Here is a 22,496-nt window from a genome sequence, read left to right as displayed (position 1 = left end):
TTGTCTTGATTCAGGCGGTGGTGAGGGGCTCGAACTGGCGGGTGTCCACCTTGGCTTCTTGCAGCTCAAACCACGGATCGGGCTCGCCTTCGAGCGCTGCTTGCAGCTTGGCCCACAAGGCCTGGCGCAGCGGGGCGTCGTCCAGGATCTTTTTCTTCACGTAGTCCAGACCTACCCGGTTGATGTAATGCACCGTGCGCTCCAGGTACCAGCCTTCTTCGCGGTACAACTGCATGAACGCGCCGGTGTACTCCAGCACTTCTTCGGCGGTTTTGAGCTTGGTGAAGAAGTGCGCCACTTCGGTCTTGATGCCGCCGTTGCCGCCCACATACATTTCCCAGCCGCTGTCCACGCCGATGATGCCCACGTCCTTGATGCCGGCTTCGGCGCAGTTGCGCGGGCAGCCCGACACGGCGAACTTGACCTTGTGCGGCGCGTACATGCGCCACATGGCTTTTTCCAGGTCCTTGCCCATTTGCGTGCTGTCTTGCGTGCCCATGCGGCACCACTCGCTGCCCACGCAGGTCTTCACCGTGCGCAGGGCCTTGGCGTAGGCGTGGCCGCAAGGCATGCCGATGTCTTTCCACACACCGACCAGGTCTTCTTTTTTGACGCCCAGCAAGTCGATGCGCTGGCCACCCGTGACCTTGACGGTGGGAATCTGGTACTTGTCGACCACATCGGCGATGCGGCGCAGTTCGGCTGCGGTGGTTTCGCCCGCCCACATGCGCGGGATCACGCTGTAGGTGCCGTCTTTCTGGATGTTGGCGTGGCTGCGTTCGTTGATGAAGCGGCTTTGCGGGTCGTCCTGCGCCTCTTTGGGCCAGGTGCTGATCAGGTAATAGTTGACGGCCGGGCGGCAGCTGGCGCAGCCGTTGGGCGTGCGCCAGTCCATGAACTTGAACACGCCGCCCACCGTGAGCAGTTTGTGCTGGCGAATGGCATCACGCACCGCCTGGTGGCCGTGCTCGGTGCAGCCGCACATGGGCTTGAGTTTGGGTGTGGCCGAATAGTCGCCACCGGCGGTGAACATGAGGATTTGTTCAACCAGCCCGGTGCAGGAGCCGCAGCTGGCGCTGGCCTTGGTCTGTTTGCGCACTTCGTCGAGCGTGAACAGGCCCTTGTCCTTGATGGCCTTGCAGATCGCGCCCTTGGTCACGCCGTTGCAGCCACACACTTCGTCGGTGTCGGCCATGGCGGCGGCTTTGCTCTGGCCCTGGTGGCCCACGTCGCCGATGTTGGATTCGCCAAACATCAGCTTGTCGCGGATGTCGGCCACGCTGCGGCCATCGCGCAGCAGCTTGAAGTACCAGCTGCCGTCCACCGTGTCGCCATACAGGCAGGCCCCCACCAGCTGATCGCCCTTGAGTACCAGCTTTTTGTAGACGCCACCTGCGGGGTCGCTCATCACGATTTCTTCGCACTCGGGGCTGCCCATGAAGTCGCCCGCGCTGAACAGGTCGATGCCGGTGACCTTGAGCTTGGTCGAGGTCTGTGAGCCCGGATAGCGGCCAATGCCGAACTCGGCCAGGTGGTTGGCCAGCACTTTGCCTTGTTCAAACAGCGGGGCCACCAGGCCGTAGGCAATGCCCCGGTGCGCCGCGCATTCGCCCACCGCCCAGATGCGCGGGTCGGTCACGGTTTGCAGGGTGTCGCTGACCACGATGCCGCGGTTCACATGCAGGCCCATGCTCTCGGCCAGCGCCGTGTTGGGGCGGATGCCCACGGCCATGACCACCAGGTCGGCGGGCACATGGGTGCCGTCCTTGAATTCGACCTTGTTCACCCGGCCTGTGTCGTCGCCCACCAGCGCGGCGGTTTGTGCGCTCATGCGGAATTGCATGCCGCGTGCTTCGAGTGAGGCTTGCAGCATCTGCGCCGCCACCTTGTCGAGCTGGCGCTCCATCAGCCAATCGCTCACATGCACCACCGTCACTTGCATGCCGCGCTTCATCAGGCCATTGGCCGCCTCCAGTCCCAGCAGGCCGCCACCGATGACGACCGCATGCTTGTACTGCGCAGCCGCGTCGATCATGGCCTGCGTGTCGGCAATGTCGCGGTAGGCCAGCACGCCTTGCAGGTCTTTGCCCGGCAGGGGCAGGATGAAGGGGTTGGAGCCGGTGGCGATCACCAGGCGGTCATAAGGCGTGGTCAGCGTCTCGCCAGCCGCGTTTTGCGCGGTGACCACGCGCTTGACGCGGTCCACCTGTGTGACCTTGAAGCCCGCGTGCAGCGTGATGCCGTTGTCGGTGTACCAGGCCCAGTCGTTGAGCACGATCTCTTCCAGTGTCTGCTCACCGGCCAGCACGGGCGACAGCAGGATGCGGTTGTAGTTGGGGTGCGGCTCTGCGCCGAACACGGTGATGTCGTACAGGTCCGGTGCGAGCTTGAGCAGCTCCTCGATGGCCCGGACCCCAGCCATGCCGTTGCCGACCATGACCAGTTTCATTTTCTCTTTGGTGTTGACGCGCATGTCCATGGTCTTCTCCTTAAGCGGTTTTTTCCACATGCGCCTGGCGTGTGTAGAGGAAGTCGATCACCGCTTTGCGGTAACGCTGGTAGTCGGCGCTTTCGGCCAGCGCCACGCGCTGGCGCGGGCGGGGCAGATCCACGCTCAGCACCTCGCCAATCGTGGCGGCGGGGCCATTGGTCATCATCACGATCTTGTCGGACAGCAGCACCGCCTCGTCCACGTCGTGCGTGACCATGACCACGGTGCTTTGGGTGCGGGCCACGATCTCCAGCAGTTCGTCTTGCAGCTTGGCGCGGGTCAGCGCGTCCAGCGCACCAAAGGGCTCGTCCATCAAAAGCACCTTGGGCTCCATGGCCAGGGCGCGGGCAATGCCCACGCGCTGCTTCATACCACCTGAGATTTCGCCGGGGCGCTTTTGCGCGGCGTGGCTCAGGCCCACCATGGCCAGCGCTGCGTCGGTGCGTGAACGCAATTGGGCTTTGGTTTCTGTCGCGCCAAACACGCGCTCGATGCCCAGGTGCACGTTGTCAAAGCAGGTGAGCCACGGCAGCAGCGAATGGTTCTGGAACACCACCGCACGCTCGGGGCCGGGGCCTGCGATCTCGCGGTTGGCGCACAGCAGCACGCCAGCCGTGGGTGTGGTCAGCCCGGCGATCAGGTTGAGCAAGGTGGACTTGCCGCAACCCGAGTGGCCGATCAAGGCCACGAACTCGCCCTTGGCGATGTCCAGGTGGATGTCTCGCAGCGCCGGGAACAAACCCTTGTTGGTTTTGAAGGTCTGCTCGACGCTTTGAATCTGGATGTACTTGTGGTCCTTGCTCATGATTTGACATCCTCAAAGGTGAAGGCGGTGGCGATGCGGATCAGGGCGTATTCGAGGATCAGGCCCACGCCGCCGATCACAAAAATCGCGATGATGATGTTCTTGACGTTGAGGTTGTTCCACTCGTCCCAGACCCAAAAACCAATGCCCACGCCGCCGGTCAGCATTTCGGCCGCCACGATCACCAGCCACGCTGTGCCCACGGCCAGGCGCACACCGGTCAGCATGTAAGGCAGCACTGCGGGGAAGAGGATGGTGGTGGCGATCTTCCACTCCGACAGGTTGAGCACGCGGGCCACGTTCAGGTAGTCCTGCGGCACGCGCTGCACACCCACAGCGGTGTTGATGACCATGGGCCAGATCGAGCAGATGAAAATCGTCCAGATGGCGGCCGGGTTGGCCCCTTTGAACACCAGCAAACCGATCGGCAACCACGCCAGTGGCGACACCGGGCGCAGCAAGCTGATGAGCGGGTTGAACATGCGCGAGAGGAAGGTGAAGCGCCCGATCACAAAGCCCGCCGGGATGCCCACCAGTGCCGCCAGGCCAAAGCCCACGGCCACGCGTTCGAGCGACATCAGCACGTTCCAGCCCACGCCCTGGTCATTGGGGCCTTTGCGGTAGAACGGGTCGCTGAAGATGTCGATGGCTTGCAAGCCGGTGTCGTAGGGGCTGGGGATGCTGCCCTTGGTGGTGATGGACACCAGCGCCCACAGACCGATCAAAAGGCCCAGACCCATGAGCGGCGGCAAGACCGCCATCCAGAAGTTGTGCCACTGGCGGGCGCGTTGCATTTGCGCAGCGGCTGCAGCTGTGGCGGTGGCTACCTCGGCAGGGGTCGGCGGCACCAGCTTCACAGGGGCCGTTTTGCCCCCGGTGGGTGAATGGAAAACAGCACTGACCATGGGGTTCTCCTTCACGCCTTGACTTTGAAGCCGTCGGCGTATTTCTGGGGATCTTTGCCGTCCCAGACCACGCCATCAATGCCTTTGTGGCTGCGCATGTCGCTCTTCGGCACTGGCGCCTTCACGGAGGTGGCCGCATCTTTGTAGAGCGCGATCTGGTTGATCTGCTTGGCCACGCCCAGGTAGTCGGGGTGGTCCTTGAGCAAGCCCCAGCGTTTGTGCTGGGTCATGAACCACATGCCGTCCGACAGGTAGGGGAAGTTCACCGCGCCGTCGTTGTAGAACTTCATGTGGTTGGGGTCGTCCCAGGTCTTGCCCATGCCGTTTTGGTAGCGACCCAGGATGCGCTGGTTGATCGCGTCCACGCTGGTGTTCACGTAGGAGCGTTGGGCGATCGTTTCGGCCATCTTGTTCTTGTTCTGCAGGCCGGCGTCGATCCACTTGCCGGCTTCCAGGATGGCGGCGGTCACGGCGCGCGCTGTGTTGGGGTTCTTCTGCACGAACTCGGCCGTGGTGCCCAGCACCTTCTCGGGATGGTCCTTCCAGATGTCCTGCGTGGTGTTGGCCGTGATGCCGATGCCGTCCATGATGGCGCGGTGGTTCCAGGGCTCGCCCACGCAGAAGCCGTCCATGTTGCCCACGCGCATGTTGGCCACCATCTGCGGCGGCGGCACCACGATGGCGCGTGCGTCCTTCATCGGATCGATGCCGGCGGCGGCCAGCCAGTAGTAGAGCCACATGGCGTGGGTGCCGGTGGGGAAGGTCTGCGCGAAGGTGTATTCGCGCTTGTCGCTGGACATGAGTTTGGCCAGGCCTGCCCCATCGATTGCACCTTTGTCGGCCAGCTTTTTGGACAGGGTGATCGCCTGACCGTTGTGGTTGAGCGTCATCAGCACGGCCATGTCTTTTTTGGGGCCTGACAGGCCCAGGTGCACGCCATAGACCAGGCCGTACAGCACATGGGCAAAGTCGAGTTCGCCGTTGACCAGCTTGTCGCGCACACCGGCCCAGCTCGCTTCTTTGCTCAGCACGAACTTCACGCCGTGCTTCACATCCAGGCCCAGCACCGAGGCCATGACGACGCTTGCGCAATCGGTCAGCGGGATGAAGCCGATCTTGACTTCCTTTTTCTCGGGGGCGTCAGAGCCTGCGGCATAGACCATGGAGCGCAGCGCGGGCGACACGCCTGCTGCGCCCACGGCGGCGGCCTGCAACACAGTGCGGCGGTTGAAGCTGGTTTTCAGAATGTCGGTCATGGCGAAACTCCTGGTGCGGTTTTGGAAAACAAAAAAGGCGTCCTCATGTCAACCGCGCCTGCAGTGCAGGGCGCGAACGCATGGGGACGCCTTTGTCCGGTGTGGGTTCACCCGCCATTGGGTGATCTCACGTTTGACCTTCGTTGGTCTTGGTTCATGTATTGCAAGCCGCGTGCCAGGGTTTTCCTGGGGTTTGGCTGCGGATGTGTGCACTGGATTTGTGCGGATGCACGGCTGTGGTGCGCTGATGCCTCTCTTTGTGGGAGCGACGCCCTCGTCGCGAATGGATCTGTGGAGGTAAGGTGCTTTCGCGGCGGGGGCGCCGCTCCTACAGGGCGCAGCTCAGCCCAACAACTCGGCCATGTCCAGCATCTGCTGCGCGATGTCGGCCAGCTTCACGCCCTTGTTCATGGCCGCCTTGCGCAAGCGGGCATAGGCCTCTGGCTCGCTCAGACCCTGGCGCTGCATCAGCAGGCCCTTGGCCCGGTCGATCAGCTTGCGGTCCTGCAACTCGCCCCGGGCGTTGTCCAGCTCGGCCAGCAAGGCCTGTTCGTGCTTGAAGCGGGCCATCGCCACCGTCAGGATCGGGTGGATGCGCTCAGGCGCCAGCCCGGCCACGATGTAGGCCGTCACGCCTGCGGCCACGGCCTCGTTCATGGGCCGGGTGTCGCTGTCGTTGGTGAACATCACGATGGGGCGGCGCTCATCGCGCGTGGCCATGACCACGTGTTCGAGCGCATCGCGGGCATCGCTCTCGGCATCCACGATCACCATGTCGGCCTGCAGCTGGGCCAGGCGCTCGGTCAAAAACACATCGGCGGGCAGGGTGGCCACCAGGTTGTAGCCCGCTTCGAGCAGGCCAATGCGCAAGAGGCGCGAGCGCTCTTCGATGGCTTGCGCTTGTTCATCCCCCTCGGCCACCAAGGCGGGGTCTGAAATGATGACGACGATTCTCAAAGCTTCTGGCATGGGGCACAACACGCAAGAAACGCGCCGACTTTCTGGAAAAGCAGCGTCCGGCTCTGCAGTGCCCGGGGCAAATGCTCAAGCCGCCTGCATGCCGTGCCGCACTTTGGTGTCGGCGCAAGCGGCCGATGCCCAGAACGCCAGCATGGTGCGCACAGCGTCTGCTTGGTCGCTTGTGGCGGCCACGCTGCCCGAGAAGGTGGTGTTGATCTGCACCGCTTCGGGCAGGGGGCCCAGTACGGTGATGCCCGGCACGCCCATCATCTCGCTCAGTTGCTGAAAGCCCAGTGCCACTTCGCCCTGGGCGATCAGGGCGGCCACTGGCACGCCGGGTTTGGCCTGCACCATGCGGTCCTTGATTTGCTCGGAAATGCCCCAGCGGTCGAATTGCGCCGCCAGCTGCACGCCGCTGGGCCCGGTAGAAATGCCCAGTGTGGGCGCATGCAAGACGGCTTGTTTGAGTGCTTCTTCTGTAGAAATGTCGACAAGCGCAGCCCCTTGGGGAATGGCCACCGCCACGCTGGAGTGCACCAAGTCTGTTCGGTTGCCTGGCAGCAGTTGGCCACCTTGCAGCAGTTTGTCGATGGCGTTGCTGGCCAGCACCACGCAGTCAAAGGCTTCACCGGCTTGCACGCGCTTGGCGGCATCGACACCGCCGACCGATTCCACCTGCACCTCGTATTGGGGTGCGTGGGTTTTGAACAGCGCAACGAGGTCGGTCAACAAAGCTTTGGTGGCCATGGAAGAGATGACGCGCAGGGTGGTGGTGGACATGGTGTGCTCGGGTCAAAGTGCAGATGAAGAATTAAACCAAATGCCAAGGCGGGGGGCGCATCCGCATCTAAACTACCTGTTATGCGAATTTTGGGTATCGAATCTTCTTGCGATGAAACCGGCGTGGCCTTGGTCGAGACCACCGGCGAGGCTTTGCCGCGTCTGTTGTCGCACGCGCTCTACAGCCAAATCGAGATGCACCAGGCCTATGGCGGCGTGGTGCCCGAGCTGGCCAGCCGCGACCACATCCGCCGCGTGCTGCCGCTCACGCGCCAGGTCATGGCGGAGGCGGGCGCGACTTTGGCCGATGTCGATGTGGTGGCCTACACCCGTGGGCCAGGGTTGGCGGGTGCTTTGCTGGTGGGCTCGGGCGTGGCCTGTGCGCTGGCCGCGGCCTTGGGCAAGCCGGTGCTGGGCGTGCACCACCTGGAAGGCCATTTGCTCTCGCCATTTTTGAGCGCCGACCCGCCCGAGTTTCCCTTCATTGCGCTGTTGGTGTCAGGCGGGCACACCCAGCTGATGCGGGTGGACGGCGTGGGCCGCTACGAATTGCTGGGCGAAACCATTGACGACGCCGCAGGCGAAGCCTTTGACAAATCGGCCAAGCTCATGGGCTTGCCTTACCCCGGTGGCCCGGGCCTGTCGCGCCTGGCCGAGCAGGGCAACCCTGCGGCTTACAAGTTGCCGCGCCCCTTGCTGCACAGCGGTGACTTTGATTTTTCTTTTGCGGGCCTCAAGACGGCCGTGCTGACCCAAAGCCAGAAGATTGGCCCTGCTGCCCACACCGAAGGCGCGCCCGAGCGGGCCGACTTGGCGGCCTCCACCCAGGCCGCGATTGTGGAAGTGCTGGTTAAAAAATCCATGAATGCACTCAAGGCCACCGGCATGAAGCGCCTGGTGGTGGCCGGTGGCGTGGGGGCCAACCGCGAGTTGCGTGCGCAGCTCAATGCCGCCTGCGCCAAAGCTGGGGTGCGCGTGCATTACCCCGAATTGCACCTGTGCACCGACAACGGCGCCATGATCGCCATGGCCGCCGCGATGCGCTTGCAGTCGGGCGCGCAGACAGCCGAGGCGCGTTACAGCTTCGATGTGAAACCGCGCTGGCCTTTGCACGAGCTGGTCTGATCTGGCGCGCATGGCCGTGAAGATGGATCCCGCATCGGGTGCGGGATGACAGATGGCGGCAAGTCCACCCCTTGTCGCCTGGGCGAAGATCCAAGGTCCATGAAAGTGCGCATGGCGGTGAAGATGGATCCTGCATCGGGTGCGGGATGACAGATGGCGGCAAGCCCATCCCTTGTCACCCCGGGCGAAGACCCGGGGTCCATGTCTCAGAGTCCTGGATCAAGACCCGTTACACTGCGCCCCTTTCTTGCTGCAAACCCCCCATGGGCGGGTTCTATTTTTCATATGCGTTTGTCTTTTGTTTCTTCCCGTCGTGCGCTGGTGTCTATGGCTGCAGCCGTTTGCATGGCCCCCGTTTTTGCGCAGTCACCAGCCCCCATCAAGCTGGCCCTGATCGAAGGTCTGAGCGGCCCCTTTGGCAACACCGGCGAGGCGGTGGTGCGCAACATTGCCTGGGCGGTTGAACGGGTCAACGCACGCGGCGGCGTCAAGACCGCGCAGGGCCTGCGCCCCATGGCGCTGGAGCGCTATGACAGCAAGGGCCAAAGCGAAGAGGCTTTGTCGGCGCTCAAATCGGCCATCGACGACGGCGCACAAGTGGTCTTGCAAGGCAACTCGTCGGCCAACGCGGCAGCCCTGATCGATGCCATCAACAAACACAACGAGCGCGAACCGGCCAAGCGTGTGTTGTTCTTGAACTATTCGGCGGTGGACCCGGCGCTGACCAACGAGAAGTGCAGTTTCTGGCATTTCCGTTTTGATGCGCACGCCGACATGCGCATGACGGCCTTGATGCAGGTTTTGCAGGAGGATAAAAAGATCAAATCGGCCTACCTGATCGGTCAGGACTACAGCTTTGGCCAGGCCGTGCTGCGCGAAGCCAAACGCCAGCTGGCCGACAAGCGCCCGGATGTGCAGATCGTGGGTGACGAGTTGCACCCTATGGGCCGGGTGAAAGACTTCTTGCCCTATGCCGCCAAGATCAAGGCCAGTGGCGCGCAAGCGGTCATCACCGGCAATTGGGGCAATGACCTGACGCTTTTGGTCAAAGCTGCACGCGAAGCCGGTTTCGAGGGCAAGTTCTACACCTTCTATGGCAACGCCCTGGGCGCGCCTGCGGCGCTGGGCGATGCCGGCGTGGGCCGCGTGATCGCAGTCGCCGACTGGCTGCCCAATGTGCCGGGCAAGGCCAGCGAAGCCTTTTACAGGTCTTTCCGCCAGCGCTTTCCCAAGCCCTCGGAAGACTATGTGCATGTGCGCATGCAGCTGATGGTCGAGGCCCTGGCGCAAGCGGTCGAAAAAGCGGGCAGCACCGATCCGGTGGCGGTGGCCCTGGCACTCGAAAAAGCTCGCGTCAGCATGGCCGGTCAGACCGGCACCATGCGCGCGCAAGACCACCAGTTCCAGCAGCCCTTGGTGGTGGGCGTCATGGAGCGCCAGGGTGCAGCGGGCGTACCCTTTGATGTGGAAGGTTCAGGCTACGGCTTCAAGGTGATCCGCCAGATCAAGCCTGAGCAAGCCAGCATGCCCAGCAGCTGCAGCATGGTGCGGCCCAGCTGATGCCCGGCCACGCAAGTGGCGGCGGATGCGGATTGAAAAGGCGGTGACACCGCCTTTTTTCGTCTGGCTTTGTCATCCGTTCAACTTGGGTGTGGGGCCGTGCCATTCCCCGCAAGGTCCTGCGCCATGTTTCGGGACATTGAAACAAGTTGTAAAACACCCCTAGGTTTTGTTTACTTGTTAAAAATGAATATTAAGATAAACAAAAATTAAAAAAACATCAATCTTGATGGGTCAGTGATCAAGATTGAGAAAGTTGGGTGCTGAAACTTGGTTTCGGTACCCGTCAGGGAGTTTGATAGATAGACCTCTTCCAAACGGATCTCGATCCTGAAAGGCAGCCCCGATGACATTCAAGCGTTACTTCAGCAAGGACTTTCCAAAAGACCTGGCCACATTGCAGCTTGGCCCTGTGCCACAGGTGTTGAGAGACATTTTTCACGACCCAGACCTGCTCTGTTTTGGCGGCAAGGACTGGAAACATGTGGCGCAGGACTTGGAGTCGATCGCCGTCCACCACCGCCCCCGCTTTGTGCTCAGCTTGCTGGCCATGGTGCTGACAGACCAGTGCATGCAGACTTATTTCAAGTCGTCTTATGCCACGTGGCGTGCCCAGACCAACTATCCCAAATTTGCGTGGATGCGTTTTGGGCTTTACAACGAAAACCCCCTGAAGTTATTGGCTGTGCCCGAGCGTGCGGGTCTGTTGCCGGTCGCTCAGACCTTGGCCTTGATGCCTGAATTTGTCAGTTTCTATTTGGAACTGGTCGCGGACTACCTGGAAAAGAACATGCCGCAGGTCACGCCAGAGGTTTTCTTCCAATCGGTGTTCAAGGACGGCATCATGCAGCTCGACGATGGCGTGGTGCTGGCGGCTTTCAAGCGTGCTTTAAAGCAAGCGCTGCACCCCGCAGCGGCAGAACGCCCGCACATGGCCGATTGGGCCATGGCCTGAGCGATTCGACCGCCAGTAAAAGCCACAAAGTAGTTGGAGCTTTATTTTTCTGCTTCCACGTCCTGCGCGAAATTGGCCTGACTCAGCGGTTTCTGGTCCGCCATCCAGCTGCCATACACCGTCTGAAAATCCGCCACGATCTGCGCCAGCGGCATGTCGTCAAAAGTGCCGCGCTGATTCACATACTCCATATGTCGGTTCCCCGATTTGTCGAGCGGGTGGTAGATCGAATCGTTTCGCCCGTCAAATTCCAGCGGCAACAGGCCGAACTTGTCGCACAGCTCGATGTTGAAGGCCGGTGTGGCCTTGACCCATTGGCCGTCCAGCCAGATGTCGGCATAGCCATGCCAGATGAACACATCGGTCTGCATGGTCTGGCGCAAACGCTCGGTGCTCAGGTGGTTGCGCACATCGGCGTAACCCAGTCGAGCATGCAGGCCTGCGGCCCGGCAAGCCGCCGCCATCAAGGCCGCTTTGGGCACACACCAGCCCGAGCCCTGTGCGATGACCGCGCTGGCCCGCATGCCCTGGGGCGACAAGTCGATGCGGTAAGGGTCGTAGCGGAACTGGTCGCGCACCGCCAGGTACAGCGACACCGCGCGTTCGCGGTCGGTGGCGCCTTGCGCGTGCTGGCGCGCCAGGGCGATCACGTCCGGGTGGTCGCTGTCGATCAAGGCCGTGGCGGCCAGCGTGGCGGGGGAGGGCAGGTCGGTCATGCGATTCACTGTAGCGCGTGTGCCAGTGCAAGGCTGTCACGCTGGCTATAGTCCTTGGATGGTGCTTTGCAGCGCAACACAAGGAGACACGGGCATGGCCTCGGTTTTGAATTTCGGTGCGGTCCGGGTGCACCTGGGTGATAAGTCTGGCAAATACCCCGACGGCAACCAGCTGATCGTGCAGGGCGCTGACATGCGCGTGGCCTTTGACACGCCCGAGGTGGCCAACCGCATCGGCCCCGAGCTGGACACGGTGGACCTGGTCATCCTGGGCCATGTGCACGAAGACCACATGGCGGGGCTGCACCGCCTGCCCCAAGCCCGTGTGCAGGTGCACGAGGCCGACTTGGCGGCTGCCCAATCGTGGGACGGCCTGTGCCAACACTACGGTTATCCCACCGAGGTGCTGGACGCCATGCACGCCATTGTGCAAAAGGACTTCCATTACCAACCCCGGCCCGACGCCACCGGCTACACCGACGGCGCGGTCTGGGACTTGGGCGGCGGCGTGCGCGTGCGGGCGCACCACCTGCCGGGCCACACCGCAGGCCACTGCGCCCTGGTGGTCGAAAGCGAAGGCCTGGCCTTCATTGGCGACATCGACCTGAGCGGCTTTGGCCCGTATTACGGCGACGCCACCTCCAGCCTGAGCGACTTTCGGCAGACCCTGAAAAAAGTCGCCGAGCTGGACGCCCGCATCTGGGCCACCTCGCACCACAAGGCGGTGATCACTGATCGCGCGCAATTTCTGGCCGACCTGGCCCGTTTTGCCAGCAAGATCGACGAGCGCAGCACGCAACTGCTGGGCTATTTGCAGGCCCCGCAAAGCCTGGATGAACTGGTCGATCGCCGCCTGCTCTACCCCGCAGGCTACGACGTGCCTTTTGTGCCGTGCGCCGAGCGCAACACCATCGCCATGCACTTGGATGAACTGCTGGCCATGGGGCAAATCCAGACCCTGGAAGACGGCCGTTTTGTCGCGGTTTGATGTCTTCACCCTTATCAACAGGAGCCTCCGCATGACCCCCGAACAACTTTTGCAGCACCACGACCAAGCCCGTTTGTGGGGCCAGCCGCCCGGCGTGGTGGGCGGCCCCGACACCGCAGCGGCCTATCAACAAGCCCTGGCCGTGCGCCGCTTGCGCCAGCAGCGCGGCGAAGTGCCCAAGGGCTACAAGATCGGCTTCACCAACCGCACGCTGTGGCAGCGCTACGAGGTGTTTGGCCCCATGTGGGGCACGGTCTGGGACACGGGCCTGAGCCTTGCCGAGCCCGCCGCATCAGGGTCTGCCGAAGGCAGCATCGACCTGACCGCGACTTGCCAACCCCGGCTGGAGCCCGAAATCGTCTTCGGCATGAAGGCCACGCCGCCAGCCAACGCCAGCCTGCAGCAACTGTTTGAAGCCATCGACTGGCTGGCCCCCGGTTTTGAAGTCGTGCAGTCGCACTGCCTGGACTGGAAGTTCACCGCCACCGACACCATGGCCGACAGCGGCTTGCACGCCCGCCTGCTGGTGGGGCAGCGCTTGCCTGTTCAGCAACTGGCCGCCGATGCGCAGACCCTGCACACCCTGCTGGCGCAGGCTCAGGTCACCTTGTTCAAAAACGGCCAGGCAGTGGAGCAGGGCACCGGCACCAACGTGCTCGACAGCCCGCTCAATGCCTTGCACCACTTTTTGAAAGAACTGCGCCAATGCCCCGGCGCGGTGGACCTGCAAGCGGGCGACGTGATCACCACCGGCACCTGGACCGACGCCTGGCCGCTGCAAGTGGGCGAAAACTGGCACGCCGAGTTTTCTGCGCCGCTGGGCAGCCTGAGCGCCCGCATGTGCTGAACCCTGGGCTCAACGCAAGGCATAAAAAAAGCGCCCCGAGCCGCAAGGCAGGGGGCGCAAATCAAGCATGTCAGGCAACTGCGCAAAGCATGACCTGTTCAGTATACTGTAAATATAACCAGTGTTTTGGGGCCAAGTTCTGACCCCCTCTGGGGCTCTTCGCATCCTGCCCTGTTTGGCCCATCCACCACCATGCCTTTGCCCCGCCGCCGCCGAGACGACTTTGAAGAAAGCCGGATCTACGAATACCCCCAGCACCTGCGCGAAGCGATCGAAGACGCGCCCACGGGTGCAGGCGTCTACACCTTCCACGGCCAAGAGGGCGACTTGCCGCTGTACATCGGCAAAAGCATCAACATCCGCGCCCGCCTGCTGTCGCACCTGCGCACGCCCGATGAGGCCCGCATGCTGCGCCAGACCCAGCGCATCAGCCACATCCGCACGGCGGGCGAGATCGGCGCGCTCTTGCTCGAAGCGCAAATGATCAAGGCCCAGCACCCGCTGTTCAACCAGAAGCTGCGCCGCAACAAACAACTGTGCAGCCTGCGCATGAGCGACGGGGTGCCCGAGGTGGTGTATTCCAAAGACATCGACTTTGCCGCGCAGCCCGATTTGTATGGCCTGTTTGCCAGCCGCCATGCCGCACTCGACGCGCTGCGCGCCATCGCTGACCAAAACAAGCTGTGCTACGGCCCGCTGGGCCTGGAAAAACTGCCCCCTGGCAAAGCCTGCTTCAGGGCCGCCATTCGCCAATGCGCCGGTGTGTGCCGAGGCGATGAAAGCCCACAGGCGCACCGCGAACGGCTGTTCACGAGCCTGCTGGCGCTGCGCGTGGAATGCTGGCCCTACCCGGGCGCGGTGGGCTTGGTCGAGCGCGATGAAGAACTCACGCAAATCCACGTCGTCAACCACTGGTGCTACCTGGGCAGCGCGCCCAACCCCGAAGCCGCCCGCCAGCTCAGCCAAGTGGCAAGTCAGGTGGCTGAAGGCTTTGACGCCGACGGCTACAAGATCCTGTGCCGACCGCTGCTCACGCAGAGTGTGGAGATTTTGGCGTTGTAGGGCGCACGCTTGCAGCGAGCCACGGCTTCTGACCCGTGATCCCGGACGTGATCAACACCTGCTGTTTCGTCATTCCTGACTCGAGCCACGACCTATTTATCGTCATCCCGGACTCGATCCGGGATCCATGACCGACTTGTGTTCATCGTGAAGACCCAGAAGATGGACCCCGGGTCAAGCCCGGGGTGACAAATGAACAGCGTGGTTCGCAGCCTCCACTTCGTTTCCCGGCTGTGATTCACGCCCTCTGCTTCGTCATCCCGAAAGCGACCCTCGACCTCTGTTTCGTCATCCCGGACTTGATCCGGGATCCATCTCCGCTTGTGTCCGACAACCATATCCACAGCCCAGGCCTTGGCGAGTGCCTGGCAGTGAGATGAGCCCAAATACCTTGCAGGGCGGACCAGCCCAGTCATGTGCAGGGTTATTGCCAACTGCCATGGCCCCGCTGATAGACTCTGCGCGTGCCGCAAAACCAAGACTACCAAGCCCCAGATTCGCCCATCGACATCGTTTATCTGTGGGTCGACGGCAACGATTCGAATTGGCGTGCCAAGCGTCAGGCGGCTTTGCAGCAGCTGGCCGATGACTCCAGTGCCGCCATGGCGCGCTACAGCAATGTGGAGGGCCGTTTTCGCGACAACCACGAGCTGCGTTACAGCCTGCGCGCACTGGAGAAGTTTTTCCCTGACCACGGCCATGTGTACATCGTCACCGATGCCCAGGCCCCCGATTGGCTGCGCCCCTCGGACCGGTTGACGCTGGTGGACCACCGTGACCTGATGCCCGAGGCGTCCTTGCCCACCTTTGATTCGGGGCACATCGAGTCCTGGATTCACCACATCCCCGGTTTGTCTGAGCGCTATTTCTATTTCAACGATGACGTGTTTTTTGGCGCGCCGGTGCACCTCGATGACTGGTTCCATCCCGGCGGCTTTCATGTCACGTGGTCGGACGACCCGGAAGTCACCGACGAAGCCATGCGCATGGACGCCACCTCGCTGGAAAACGCTTGCCGCCTGTCCATCCAGTGGCTGAGCGACGCCGCCCGATCGGGCCAAGCCGCCTGGCGCGAACAAGACCCGCTGTACCAAAACACCTTCCGCACCTTTGCGCATTCGCCCCGGCCCATGCTCAAGTCGCTGCTGCTGGAGTTGGAAGAAACAGCCCCCGAGTTGTTTGCCGCTGTGCGGTCGACGGTGTTTCGCAGCTGGGACAAGCCCACCATCGTGTCGGACTTTGTGTTGCGCTGGGCCTTGGCGCACGGCATGGCCAGCATCCGGCCCTATCGCCACCGGTATGTCTCGACGGGTGAGGGGGATCAAAGCACCCAGTTGCAGGCATTGGCCGCTGAGTTTGGTGCGCTTGAATTTTTCTGCATCAACGACACCACCGACGATGCGCAGGCCAACGACCCGCGTTTGCAGAACGTGCTGACGGTTTTGGAGTCGATCTTGCCCAGCCCTTCAGCGTTTGAACATCCTGCCGCCTTGCCGTCCAGTGTGCCGCGTTCAGAAGGCATCAGCGCAGAGATTCACGCGTCAGAGCCGATGGTGGCAAAGGAAACGCCTCCTGCGCTTCGCTCAAAGCTTGCTTGAGCAGGGCGCCTGAACCCGGCTTGTGCTGATCGCGCTGTGCGCTGATTTGCCGGGTTTGGTGTTTGGCCGTGCGGCCGCGAACCCGGATGCGCCAGACCCTGAAGGAGCGCGTTTTGAGGGCGCCGCGCATCAAGTCAATCACCGCGCGCTCGTCCAGACCAAACTGCGCGGCAATGGCCTCAAACGGCGTGTCGTCTTGCCAAGCCATCGCGATGATGGTGGACACGTCGGCTGGTGCCAAGCCGTCGGCTGGCGTTTGTTCTGGGGTCATAGGTGTGCGTGGCTGCAAAGCATGGGTTCTGCGCTCAAGGGATGGGCTGCACGACTTCAAGGCAACAAAGCCGTGGTCTCTTGCCGCAGCATGCGCACCATCTCTTGCGCGGCCGGTGACAAGCTGCGGTGGCGGCGGGTGACCACGCCCAGGGGGCGCTGGATGTCCGGGCCCGTCAGGCGGCGGCTCACCACGCCGTCTTGCTGCACAAAGGCGGCGGCCAGCTCGGGCAGGGCGGCCACACCCAGGCCGGCTTTGACCATGGCGTGGATGGTGGCGATGTGCTCGACCTCGTAGCGCGGTTGGAAGGCGATGCGGTGTTCAATGAAGGCCGCATTGGCGTATTGGCGCACGCTGGCGGGCAGCGGCATCGAGATGTGGGTCAGCTCGGCCACCTGCAGCCAGTTCAAAGGGGTCTTGCCTTTGGCCAGGCGGTGGTTCAGAGGGATCAGCAAGACAAAGCCATCGGCCGACAACGGTGTGTAGTCCAGGTCCGCGTAGTCGGGGTTGGCCGCGGTGAGCGCGAAGTCCACCGTGCCTGCGCGCACCAGGTCAAAGGCAGGGCCAGACAGGGTGTCGTGCAATTGCAGCGCAATGTCCGGGTGTTGCTCGGCATAGCGGGCCATCACGCGCGGCACCACCGTGGCCGCCAGCGAGGGCAGGGCCGCCAGGCTCACTTTGCCCGACTGGATCTGCGTGATGTGCAGCACGCGTTGCACGGCCTCGTGGGTTTGGGCGTTGAGCAGTTTGGCTTGTTCCACGAACACCTGGCCTGCGGCCGTCAGGTGCACGCTGCGCGTGGTGCGGTCAAACAGGCGGGTGCCCAAGGATTCTTCAAGCCGGGCGACCACGCCCGAGACCGCCGATTGCGACAAATGCACTTGCGCTGCCGTGCGCCTGAAACTGCCGGTTTCGGCCAGCACCAGAAAGATGTCCAGATCGCGGGGTGTCCAATTGATATGCATAACAGATCAGTTTATAGAAAAAAACGGCTGGACGAAGCAATCGCGCCTTCCTAGACTCGGCTCATTCTTTTGAATATCGGCTGGATTCATGATTTCTTCACACCCTTCTCAAGCGCGCAGCGTGGTCGTCGGCGGCGGCACCATGGGCATGGACGTGGCCATCGTGTTGGCCCGTGGCGGCAGCCAGGTCACCGTGGTCGAGCCCGATGTCGCCAAGCGCCAGGCGCTGGCCACCCATGTGCGCCACAACCTGGAGGCTTTGGGCATGGCCCACCGCAGCGAGCGCGTGCAGGCCGTGGCCGATTTGGCCGACGTGGCCTGGCCCGGCGTGAGCGTGCTGATCGAGTGCATCCCTGAAAAACTGCCCCTCAAGCAGGCCCTCTTTGCACGACTGGCGCAGATGGCCGCACCCGAAACGCTGCTGTGCAGCAACAGCTCCAGCTTCCCGATCAGCGCCATCGCCGAGGGCTTGCCCACGGCCGAGCGCATGCTGGGCCTGCACTTTTTTATGCCTGCGCATTTGGTGCCGCTGGTCGAGGTGGTGTTGGGGCCAGAGTCCAAGGTGCCAGAAGCCGAGCAGCTGTGCGACTTCATGCGCGGCTGTGGCAGCGTGCCGGTGCTGGTGCGCAAGGACAAGCCGGGCTTTTTGGCCAACCGCATGCAGCACGCCCTGGCGCGCGAGGCCTTTGCCCTGATCGATGAAGGCGTGGCCACGCCCGAAGACGTGGACGCGGCCGTGCGCTTTGGTTTTGGCTTTCGTTTCTTGGCCGCTGGCCCGGTCATGCAGCGCGACCATGCGGGCCTGGAGGTGCACACGGCTGCTGCTGCCAGCATGTACCCCAGCCTGGCCGTGAACGCCGAGCCCGCCCGCGTGCTGCAAGAGCGCGTGGCCCGGGGTGACCTGGGCATGAAGACCGGGCAGGGCTTTTTCAAATGGACACCCGAGACCCAAAAGGCCGAGCGCGAACGCTATGACCGCTTGCTGCGCCAAGGGCTGGATTTGCTGGCGTCTGAGTTGCCGCCCCTTAACCCTCTCGATTGATTCCCCCACGATTGATTTTTAAAAGGCACCCCATGGCTGTTTTTTCGCATCCCCTGTTGATCACCGTGGCGCCGAACGGCGCCTACAAGCAGCGGCCTGACCATCCGGCCTTGCCCATCACCACCGCAGAGCTGGGCCAAACCGCCAAGCTGTGCCTCGATGCGGGTGCGGCCATGATCCACATGCACATCCGCGATGCTGAGGGGCGTCATAGCCTGGACGTGCAGGGCTACCGTGATGCCCAGCAGGCGGTCAAGGCGGCGGTGGGCGATGAACTCATCATCCAGGTCACCAGCGAAGCCGCGCGCGTGTACAAAGCGCCCGAGCAAATCGCCATGGTCACGGCGCTCAAGCCCGAAGCCGTGTCGGTGGGCCTGCGCGAAGTGGACCAGCCCGAGATCGGCGAAGCCGGTCTGGCCCAGTTCTTTGGCTGGCTGGCCAAAGAGCGCGTCATGACCCAGGTCATCGTGTACGACGTGGCCGACCTGCAGCGCTGGCAAGCTCTGCGTGCGCAAGGCGTGATCCCCGATGCGCCTTGGTCGCTCTTGTTTGTGCTGGGCCGTTATTCGATAGGCCAGACCTCGGAGGCCAAAGACCTCTTGCCTTTTGTGATGGCCCACACCGGCTCCGAGCCCTGGTCCATGTGCGCCTTTGGCGCAGGCGAGCACGCTTGCGCCACCACCGCTGTGGCTTTGGGTGGCCATGCGCGGGTGGGTTTTGAAAACAACCTCTTGCTCAACAACGGGCAAGTGGCCCCCGACAACGCCGCCTTGGTGCGCCAGATCGCCGACTCGGCCCGTGTGCTGGGCCGCCCCCTCTACACCGCAGCCCAAGCGCGTGAAGCTTTTTTTGCCGCTTGAGCTTTCCCATTTCTACAGGAGACAACACCATGAAACGCAGCACTTTCGTCGCAGCACTCTCAGCGGCCCTTTTGGGTGCCACCGCATTGCCCGCGCTGGCCCAGGACAACTACCCCAGCAAAACGATCCGCTTTGTGGTGCCTTACCCACCGGGTGGCCCGACCGACCTGATGGCGCGCATGCTGCAAAGTGAATTGAGCACGCGCCTGGGCGTCACCGTGATCGTGGACAACAAAGGCGGTGCAGGCGGTAACCTAGGCAGCGCCGAAGTGGCCAAGCAAGCGCCAGCGGATGGCTACACCATGCTGCTGGCCGCCAGCGGCCCCATGGCCGTGAACCCCACGCTGTACCGCAGCATGCCCTTTGTGCCCATGACCGACCTGGCCCCGGTGATCCAGATTTCCTCATTCCCCTTGGTGCTCGAGGTGCACCCGAGCGTGCCGGTCAACAACGTCAAGGAGCTGGTGGCCTTGGCGCAAAAGCCTGACAGCAAATTGGCCTTTGCATCGGCAGGCAACGGTACGCCTCAGCATTTGGCGGGTGAGATTTTCAACACCCAGGTCAACACCAACATCTCGCACATCCCCTACCGTGGTGCGGGCCCTGCGCTCAACGATTTGATCGGTGGTCAGGTGCAGGTGATGTTCGACATCCTGGGCAGCTCTTTGCCGCACATCCAGGGTGGCAAATTGAAAGCCCTGGCCGTGACGTCGGCCAAGCGCCACCCCTCATTGCCCAATGTGCCGACCATGATGGAAGCGGGCATTGCCGGTTATGAAATCACCGGCTGGCACGGCATCGCGGTGCGTGCGGGAACGCCTGCGCCCATCATCAACAAGCTCAACACCACCTTGAACGCCATCTTCAGCGAGCCGGAGTTCAAGAAAAAATGGGAAGCCATCGGCACGCCGGTGGTGGGCGGCACGGCCGCTCAGTTTGGCGAGTTGATCCGCAAAGAGTCCATCCGTCTGGGCCAGGTCGTCAAGAAAGCGGGCGTGACGCTGGATTGACCCTCGGCTGAGAAGCACACCCGGTCGCCCTGGCCGGGTGTTGGGGTCAAACGCCGCCTTGCGGGTGCGTGGGGTCAATCCAGAGCACCGTCTCGGGTTTTTCCGCGGGCTCGATGTCCATGTTGACCGCCACCGCCTGGCCGTCGCTGCGGCACAGCACGCATTCGAGCGTTTCGTCTGCGCTGGCATTGATTTCCTGGTGCGGCACATAGGGCGGCACGTAAATGAAATCACCTGGCCCGGCCTCGGCGGTGAACTCCAGTGCATTGCCCCAGCGCATGTGGGCCCGGCCCTTGACCACATAGATCACGCTCTCCAAAGGCCCATGGTGGTGTGCACCTGTTTTGGCATTGGGGTGGATGTGCACCGTGCCGGCCCAGAGTTTTTGCGCCCCCACACGGGCAAAGTTGATGGCCGCTTTGCGGTCCATGCCGGGGGTGGAGGGCACGTTGCCGTCCAACTGATCGCCTGGCACCACGCGCACGCCATCGTGCTTCCAGTCGGTTTCGGTGTGCTCGTGTGTGGGGCTGGGGTCGTGAGAGTGGGTCATGGTTGAAACCTGCGCAAGTGACGTTGAATTCACTTTAGCACGCAGGGGCAATGGGGCCTGTCGCGTGGCCTACTACACTGGCGTGCCGTGGCCAAGCTGCAGTTGCAGTGGGGTGTTGCGGTGAACCTCATTTGAGCTGACCATGAAATTGAAAATGTCTGAAAAGTCGCTGTTCGCGACCTTGTTGCGCGCCCCTTGGTGGGTGAGCTTTGTGGTGATGCTGGCGGTGGCCTTGGCGGCCGGTGCCTTGTTGCCCGATGCCTACAAAACAGCGGGCATGCTGGGCGGCTTTCCGTTTTTGGTCATCGGCGTCATGGCTGCCTGGCGGCAAAGAAACGCATTGTCAAACGATCGCATCGAAGCGCTCACAGGGCAGGCCCGTGCCATGGCCTGGCGCGAGTTTGCGGCCGTGGTCGAAACCGCTTTGCGCAAGCAAGGTTTTGAGGTTCGCCCTCTGAGCAACGGCCCCGCCGACTTTGAGATTGAGAAAAATGGCCGCATCACCTTGGTCAGCGCCAAACGCTGGAAAGCCGCCAGCGTGGGGGCCGAGCCCTTGCGTGAACTGTTGGCCGCTGTTGAGAGCCAAGAGGCCTTCTCGTGCAGCTGTATGAGCTTGGGGGTCTTTAGCCCAGCCGCTGTGGCCTTGGCCCGACAGCATCCCATTCAGTTGCTCGGTTCGGTCGAGATCGCGCAACTGGTGCACGACGCTGGCCAAGCCAACAAGGCCTGAGCAGCGGGTGTTTTACTTTTTGGGCAGCGTGCCCTGCCAGCTTTCGGGCCGGTAGAGCTTGAACAACTGCTCAGGCCCGATGGTGAAATAGTCCGCCGGCCCACCAGCGCGCAAAACGTGCTGGGCGTTGGCGGTGTCGTAAATGCCGTCTTTGAGCAATCGCTCATCGATGTGCACGCCCACCACTTGGCCAAAGATCATCCAGGTGTTGACCTTTTGGCCATCGATGCCTTCCATCTGCAGGATCTGGGTGCATTTGCACTCGAAGCTGACCGGGCTTTCGGCCACGCGGGGCACGCTGACGATGCGTGACGCTTGTGGGGTGAGGCCAGCCACATCGAACTCGCTGACCTCGGGCGGCACCGCATCGCAGGTCTTGTTCATCGCCTCGGTCAAGGGCCGCGTGACCAGGTTCCAGACAAACTCGCCGGTGGCCTCGATGTTGTTCAGCGTGTCCTTGCGACCAATGCTGGAAAAGCCAATCAGCGGCGGCACGTAGTTGAAAGCGCTGAAAAAACTGTAGGGCGCCAGATTGAGCCCCCCGCTGGCATTGCGGCTTGACACCCAGCCAATCGGGCGCGGCCCGACGATCGAGTTGAAAGGGTCGTGCTTCAGGCCGTGGCCCAGGTGGGGTTCGTAAAAATGCGTCATGCCTGCACTGTAGTGCGGGTTTCGGGCATGACCAGTCATGACGATGACAGCTGTTTCAGACCAAAGCCATCTAAGCCCGTGTCAGGCGATGCATTGGGGATTTGTCATCCCACACTGGATGCGTGATGCATTTGGTGTTTGTCATCCCGCACTGGATGCGGGATCCATTCTTCAGCCTCTATGGACCCCGGATCGCGTCCCGGGTGACCGTGGTGCAGGCGGCGCAGGCTTGGGCTGTTGCGTGGATGTGGTCCAACTTTCCCCACAGACCGTGCCCAAAGCTGTGGATAAGTCCATGAACAACTGCGCCAAGCCGCATCCTGCCTGGTGTGGCGCGTTGTGCTTAAAATATGGGCAAAAAACGGGGCG

22 protein-coding genes are annotated in these 22,496 nt (G+C 62.5%); 11 read left to right on the top strand and 11 right to left on the bottom strand.

The genetic code is table 11. The annotated features are described in order from the left end of the window. Positions 1 to 10: 10 nt before the first annotated feature. The 6 genes from nirB to Q1W40_RS01485 form a co-directional block, all read right to left on the bottom strand. Positions 11 to 2,479: a nitrite reductase large subunit NirB gene (nirB, locus tag Q1W40_RS01510; RefSeq protein ID WP_300708150.1), complete on the bottom strand. Its 2,469-nt coding sequence runs from the start codon at positions 2,477 to 2,479 to the stop codon at positions 11 to 13. Positions 2,480 to 2,489: 10 nt separating this feature from the next. After that, positions 2,490 to 3,296 carry an ABC transporter ATP-binding protein gene (locus tag Q1W40_RS01505; protein ID WP_300708148.1) on the bottom strand — a complete coding sequence of 269 codons (807 nt, stop codon included), beginning with the start codon at positions 3,294 to 3,296 and terminating at the stop codon, positions 2,490 to 2,492. Continuing rightward, positions 3,293 to 4,201: a nitrate ABC transporter permease gene (gene ntrB / locus Q1W40_RS01500; protein WP_300708146.1), complete on the bottom strand. Its 909-nt coding sequence runs from the start codon at positions 4,199 to 4,201 to the stop codon at positions 3,293 to 3,295. Before ntrB ends, Q1W40_RS01505 begins: the two co-directional genes overlap by 4 nt. Before the next feature lie 11 nt (positions 4,202 to 4,212). Further along, complete coding sequence (locus tag Q1W40_RS01495) at positions 4,213 to 5,457, bottom strand: CmpA/NrtA family ABC transporter substrate-binding protein (RefSeq protein WP_300708144.1); 1,245 nt, start codon at positions 5,455 to 5,457, stop codon at positions 4,213 to 4,215. Positions 5,458 to 5,799: 342 nt separating this feature from the next. After that, entirely contained in the window at positions 5,800 to 6,426 is a 627-nt protein-coding gene (locus Q1W40_RS01490) for an ANTAR domain-containing protein (protein ID WP_300708142.1), read from the bottom strand. Between the two features lie 75 nt (positions 6,427 to 6,501). After that, positions 6,502 to 7,197, bottom strand: coding sequence for a substrate-binding domain-containing protein (locus tag Q1W40_RS01485; protein ID WP_300708140.1), 696 nt, complete (start codon positions 7,195 to 7,197; stop codon positions 6,502 to 6,504). A gap of 81 nt (positions 7,198 to 7,278) precedes the next feature. Here Q1W40_RS01485 and tsaD point away from each other — a divergent pair, with 81 nt between their 5' ends. From tsaD to Q1W40_RS01470, 3 genes are all read left to right on the top strand, one after another. Then, positions 7,279 to 8,322 (top strand): tRNA (adenosine(37)-N6)-threonylcarbamoyltransferase complex transferase subunit TsaD, encoded by a 1,044-nt coding sequence (gene tsaD, locus Q1W40_RS01480; protein WP_300708138.1) that lies wholly within the window; start codon positions 7,279 to 7,281, stop codon positions 8,320 to 8,322. Between the two features lie 285 nt (positions 8,323 to 8,607). Next, positions 8,608 to 9,882 (top strand): branched-chain amino acid ABC transporter substrate-binding protein, encoded by a 1,275-nt coding sequence (locus Q1W40_RS01475; RefSeq protein WP_300708136.1) that lies wholly within the window; start codon positions 8,608 to 8,610, stop codon positions 9,880 to 9,882. A 346-nt stretch (positions 9,883 to 10,228) separates the two neighbouring features. Next, complete coding sequence (locus Q1W40_RS01470) at positions 10,229 to 10,837, top strand: hypothetical protein (RefSeq protein ID WP_300708134.1); 609 nt, start codon at positions 10,229 to 10,231, stop codon at positions 10,835 to 10,837. A 41-nt stretch (positions 10,838 to 10,878) separates the two neighbouring features. Here Q1W40_RS01470 and Q1W40_RS01465 read toward each other — a convergent pair whose 3' ends face one another. Continuing rightward, positions 10,879 to 11,553 (bottom strand): transglutaminase family protein, encoded by a 675-nt coding sequence (locus tag Q1W40_RS01465; RefSeq protein ID WP_300708132.1) that lies wholly within the window; start codon positions 11,551 to 11,553, stop codon positions 10,879 to 10,881. Positions 11,554 to 11,647: 94 nt separating this feature from the next. Here Q1W40_RS01465 and Q1W40_RS01460 point away from each other — a divergent pair, with 94 nt between their 5' ends. From Q1W40_RS01460 to Q1W40_RS01445, 4 genes are all read left to right on the top strand, one after another. Next, positions 11,648 to 12,541 (top strand): MBL fold metallo-hydrolase, encoded by an 894-nt coding sequence (locus tag Q1W40_RS01460; RefSeq protein WP_300708130.1) that lies wholly within the window; start codon positions 11,648 to 11,650, stop codon positions 12,539 to 12,541. Positions 12,542 to 12,572: 31 nt separating this feature from the next. Next, positions 12,573 to 13,388: a fumarylacetoacetate hydrolase family protein gene (locus Q1W40_RS01455; protein ID WP_300708128.1), complete on the top strand. Its 816-nt coding sequence runs from the start codon at positions 12,573 to 12,575 to the stop codon at positions 13,386 to 13,388. A gap of 192 nt (positions 13,389 to 13,580) precedes the next feature. Beyond that, a complete protein-coding gene (cho, locus tag Q1W40_RS01450; RefSeq protein WP_300708126.1) occupies positions 13,581 to 14,450 on the top strand; it encodes an excinuclease Cho in 870 nt (289 codons plus the stop codon). A gap of 464 nt (positions 14,451 to 14,914) precedes the next feature. Then, on the top strand, positions 14,915 to 16,048 hold the full coding sequence (locus Q1W40_RS01445; protein WP_300708124.1) for a Stealth CR1 domain-containing protein: 1,134 nt from the start codon (positions 14,915 to 14,917) through the stop codon (positions 16,046 to 16,048). Here Q1W40_RS01445 and Q1W40_RS01440 read toward each other — a convergent pair. Beyond that, positions 15,972 to 16,319 carry a TIGR03643 family protein gene (locus Q1W40_RS01440; RefSeq protein ID WP_300708122.1) on the bottom strand — a complete coding sequence of 116 codons (348 nt, stop codon included), beginning with the start codon at positions 16,317 to 16,319 and terminating at the stop codon, positions 15,972 to 15,974. The genes Q1W40_RS01445 and Q1W40_RS01440 overlap by 77 nt on opposite strands. A gap of 56 nt (positions 16,320 to 16,375) precedes the next feature. Continuing rightward, positions 16,376 to 17,284 carry a LysR family transcriptional regulator gene (locus tag Q1W40_RS01435; RefSeq protein WP_300708120.1) on the bottom strand — a complete coding sequence of 303 codons (909 nt, stop codon included), beginning with the start codon at positions 17,282 to 17,284 and terminating at the stop codon, positions 16,376 to 16,378. Positions 17,285 to 17,372: 88 nt separating this feature from the next. Between Q1W40_RS01435 and Q1W40_RS01430 the strand changes: the two genes are divergently transcribed. From Q1W40_RS01430 to Q1W40_RS01420, 3 genes are read left to right on the top strand one after another with little or no spacing between them, the layout of a single operon-like run. Continuing rightward, the gene (locus Q1W40_RS01430; protein WP_300708118.1) at positions 17,373 to 18,326 is read left to right on the top strand and encodes a 3-hydroxyacyl-CoA dehydrogenase NAD-binding domain-containing protein; all 954 of its coding nucleotides are present in this window, start codon (positions 17,373 to 17,375) and stop codon (positions 18,324 to 18,326) included. 32 nt (positions 18,327 to 18,358) lie between these two features. Beyond that, positions 18,359 to 19,186: a 3-keto-5-aminohexanoate cleavage protein gene (locus Q1W40_RS01425; protein ID WP_300708116.1), complete on the top strand. Its 828-nt coding sequence runs from the start codon at positions 18,359 to 18,361 to the stop codon at positions 19,184 to 19,186. A 29-nt stretch (positions 19,187 to 19,215) separates the two neighbouring features. Continuing rightward, on the top strand, positions 19,216 to 20,196 hold the full coding sequence (locus Q1W40_RS01420; protein ID WP_300708114.1) for a tripartite tricarboxylate transporter substrate binding protein: 981 nt from the start codon (positions 19,216 to 19,218) through the stop codon (positions 20,194 to 20,196). 46 nt (positions 20,197 to 20,242) lie between these two features. On the opposite strand, the gene Q1W40_RS01415 is transcribed toward Q1W40_RS01420, so the two are convergent. Then, positions 20,243 to 20,746 (bottom strand): cupin domain-containing protein, encoded by a 504-nt coding sequence (locus tag Q1W40_RS01415; protein ID WP_300708112.1) that lies wholly within the window; start codon positions 20,744 to 20,746, stop codon positions 20,243 to 20,245. A 142-nt stretch (positions 20,747 to 20,888) separates the two neighbouring features. Between Q1W40_RS01415 and Q1W40_RS01410 the strand changes: the two genes are divergently transcribed. Next, complete coding sequence (locus tag Q1W40_RS01410) at positions 20,889 to 21,476, top strand: restriction endonuclease (protein ID WP_300708110.1); 588 nt, start codon at positions 20,889 to 20,891, stop codon at positions 21,474 to 21,476. A 12-nt stretch (positions 21,477 to 21,488) separates the two neighbouring features. On the opposite strand, the gene Q1W40_RS01405 is transcribed toward Q1W40_RS01410, so the two are convergent. Continuing rightward, positions 21,489 to 22,127, bottom strand: a complete 639-nt coding sequence (locus tag Q1W40_RS01405; protein WP_300708108.1) for a flavin reductase family protein — start codon at positions 22,125 to 22,127, stop codon at positions 21,489 to 21,491. Positions 22,128 to 22,496: the final 369 nt, after the last annotated feature.

It is taken from the genome of Limnohabitans sp. (genome assembly GCF_030158565.1).
GTDB lineage: Bacteria > Pseudomonadota > Gammaproteobacteria > Burkholderiales > Burkholderiaceae_C > Limnohabitans_A.
Note: the sequence above shows the minus strand (reverse complement) of the source record. Positions and strands in the feature narration are given on the sequence as shown.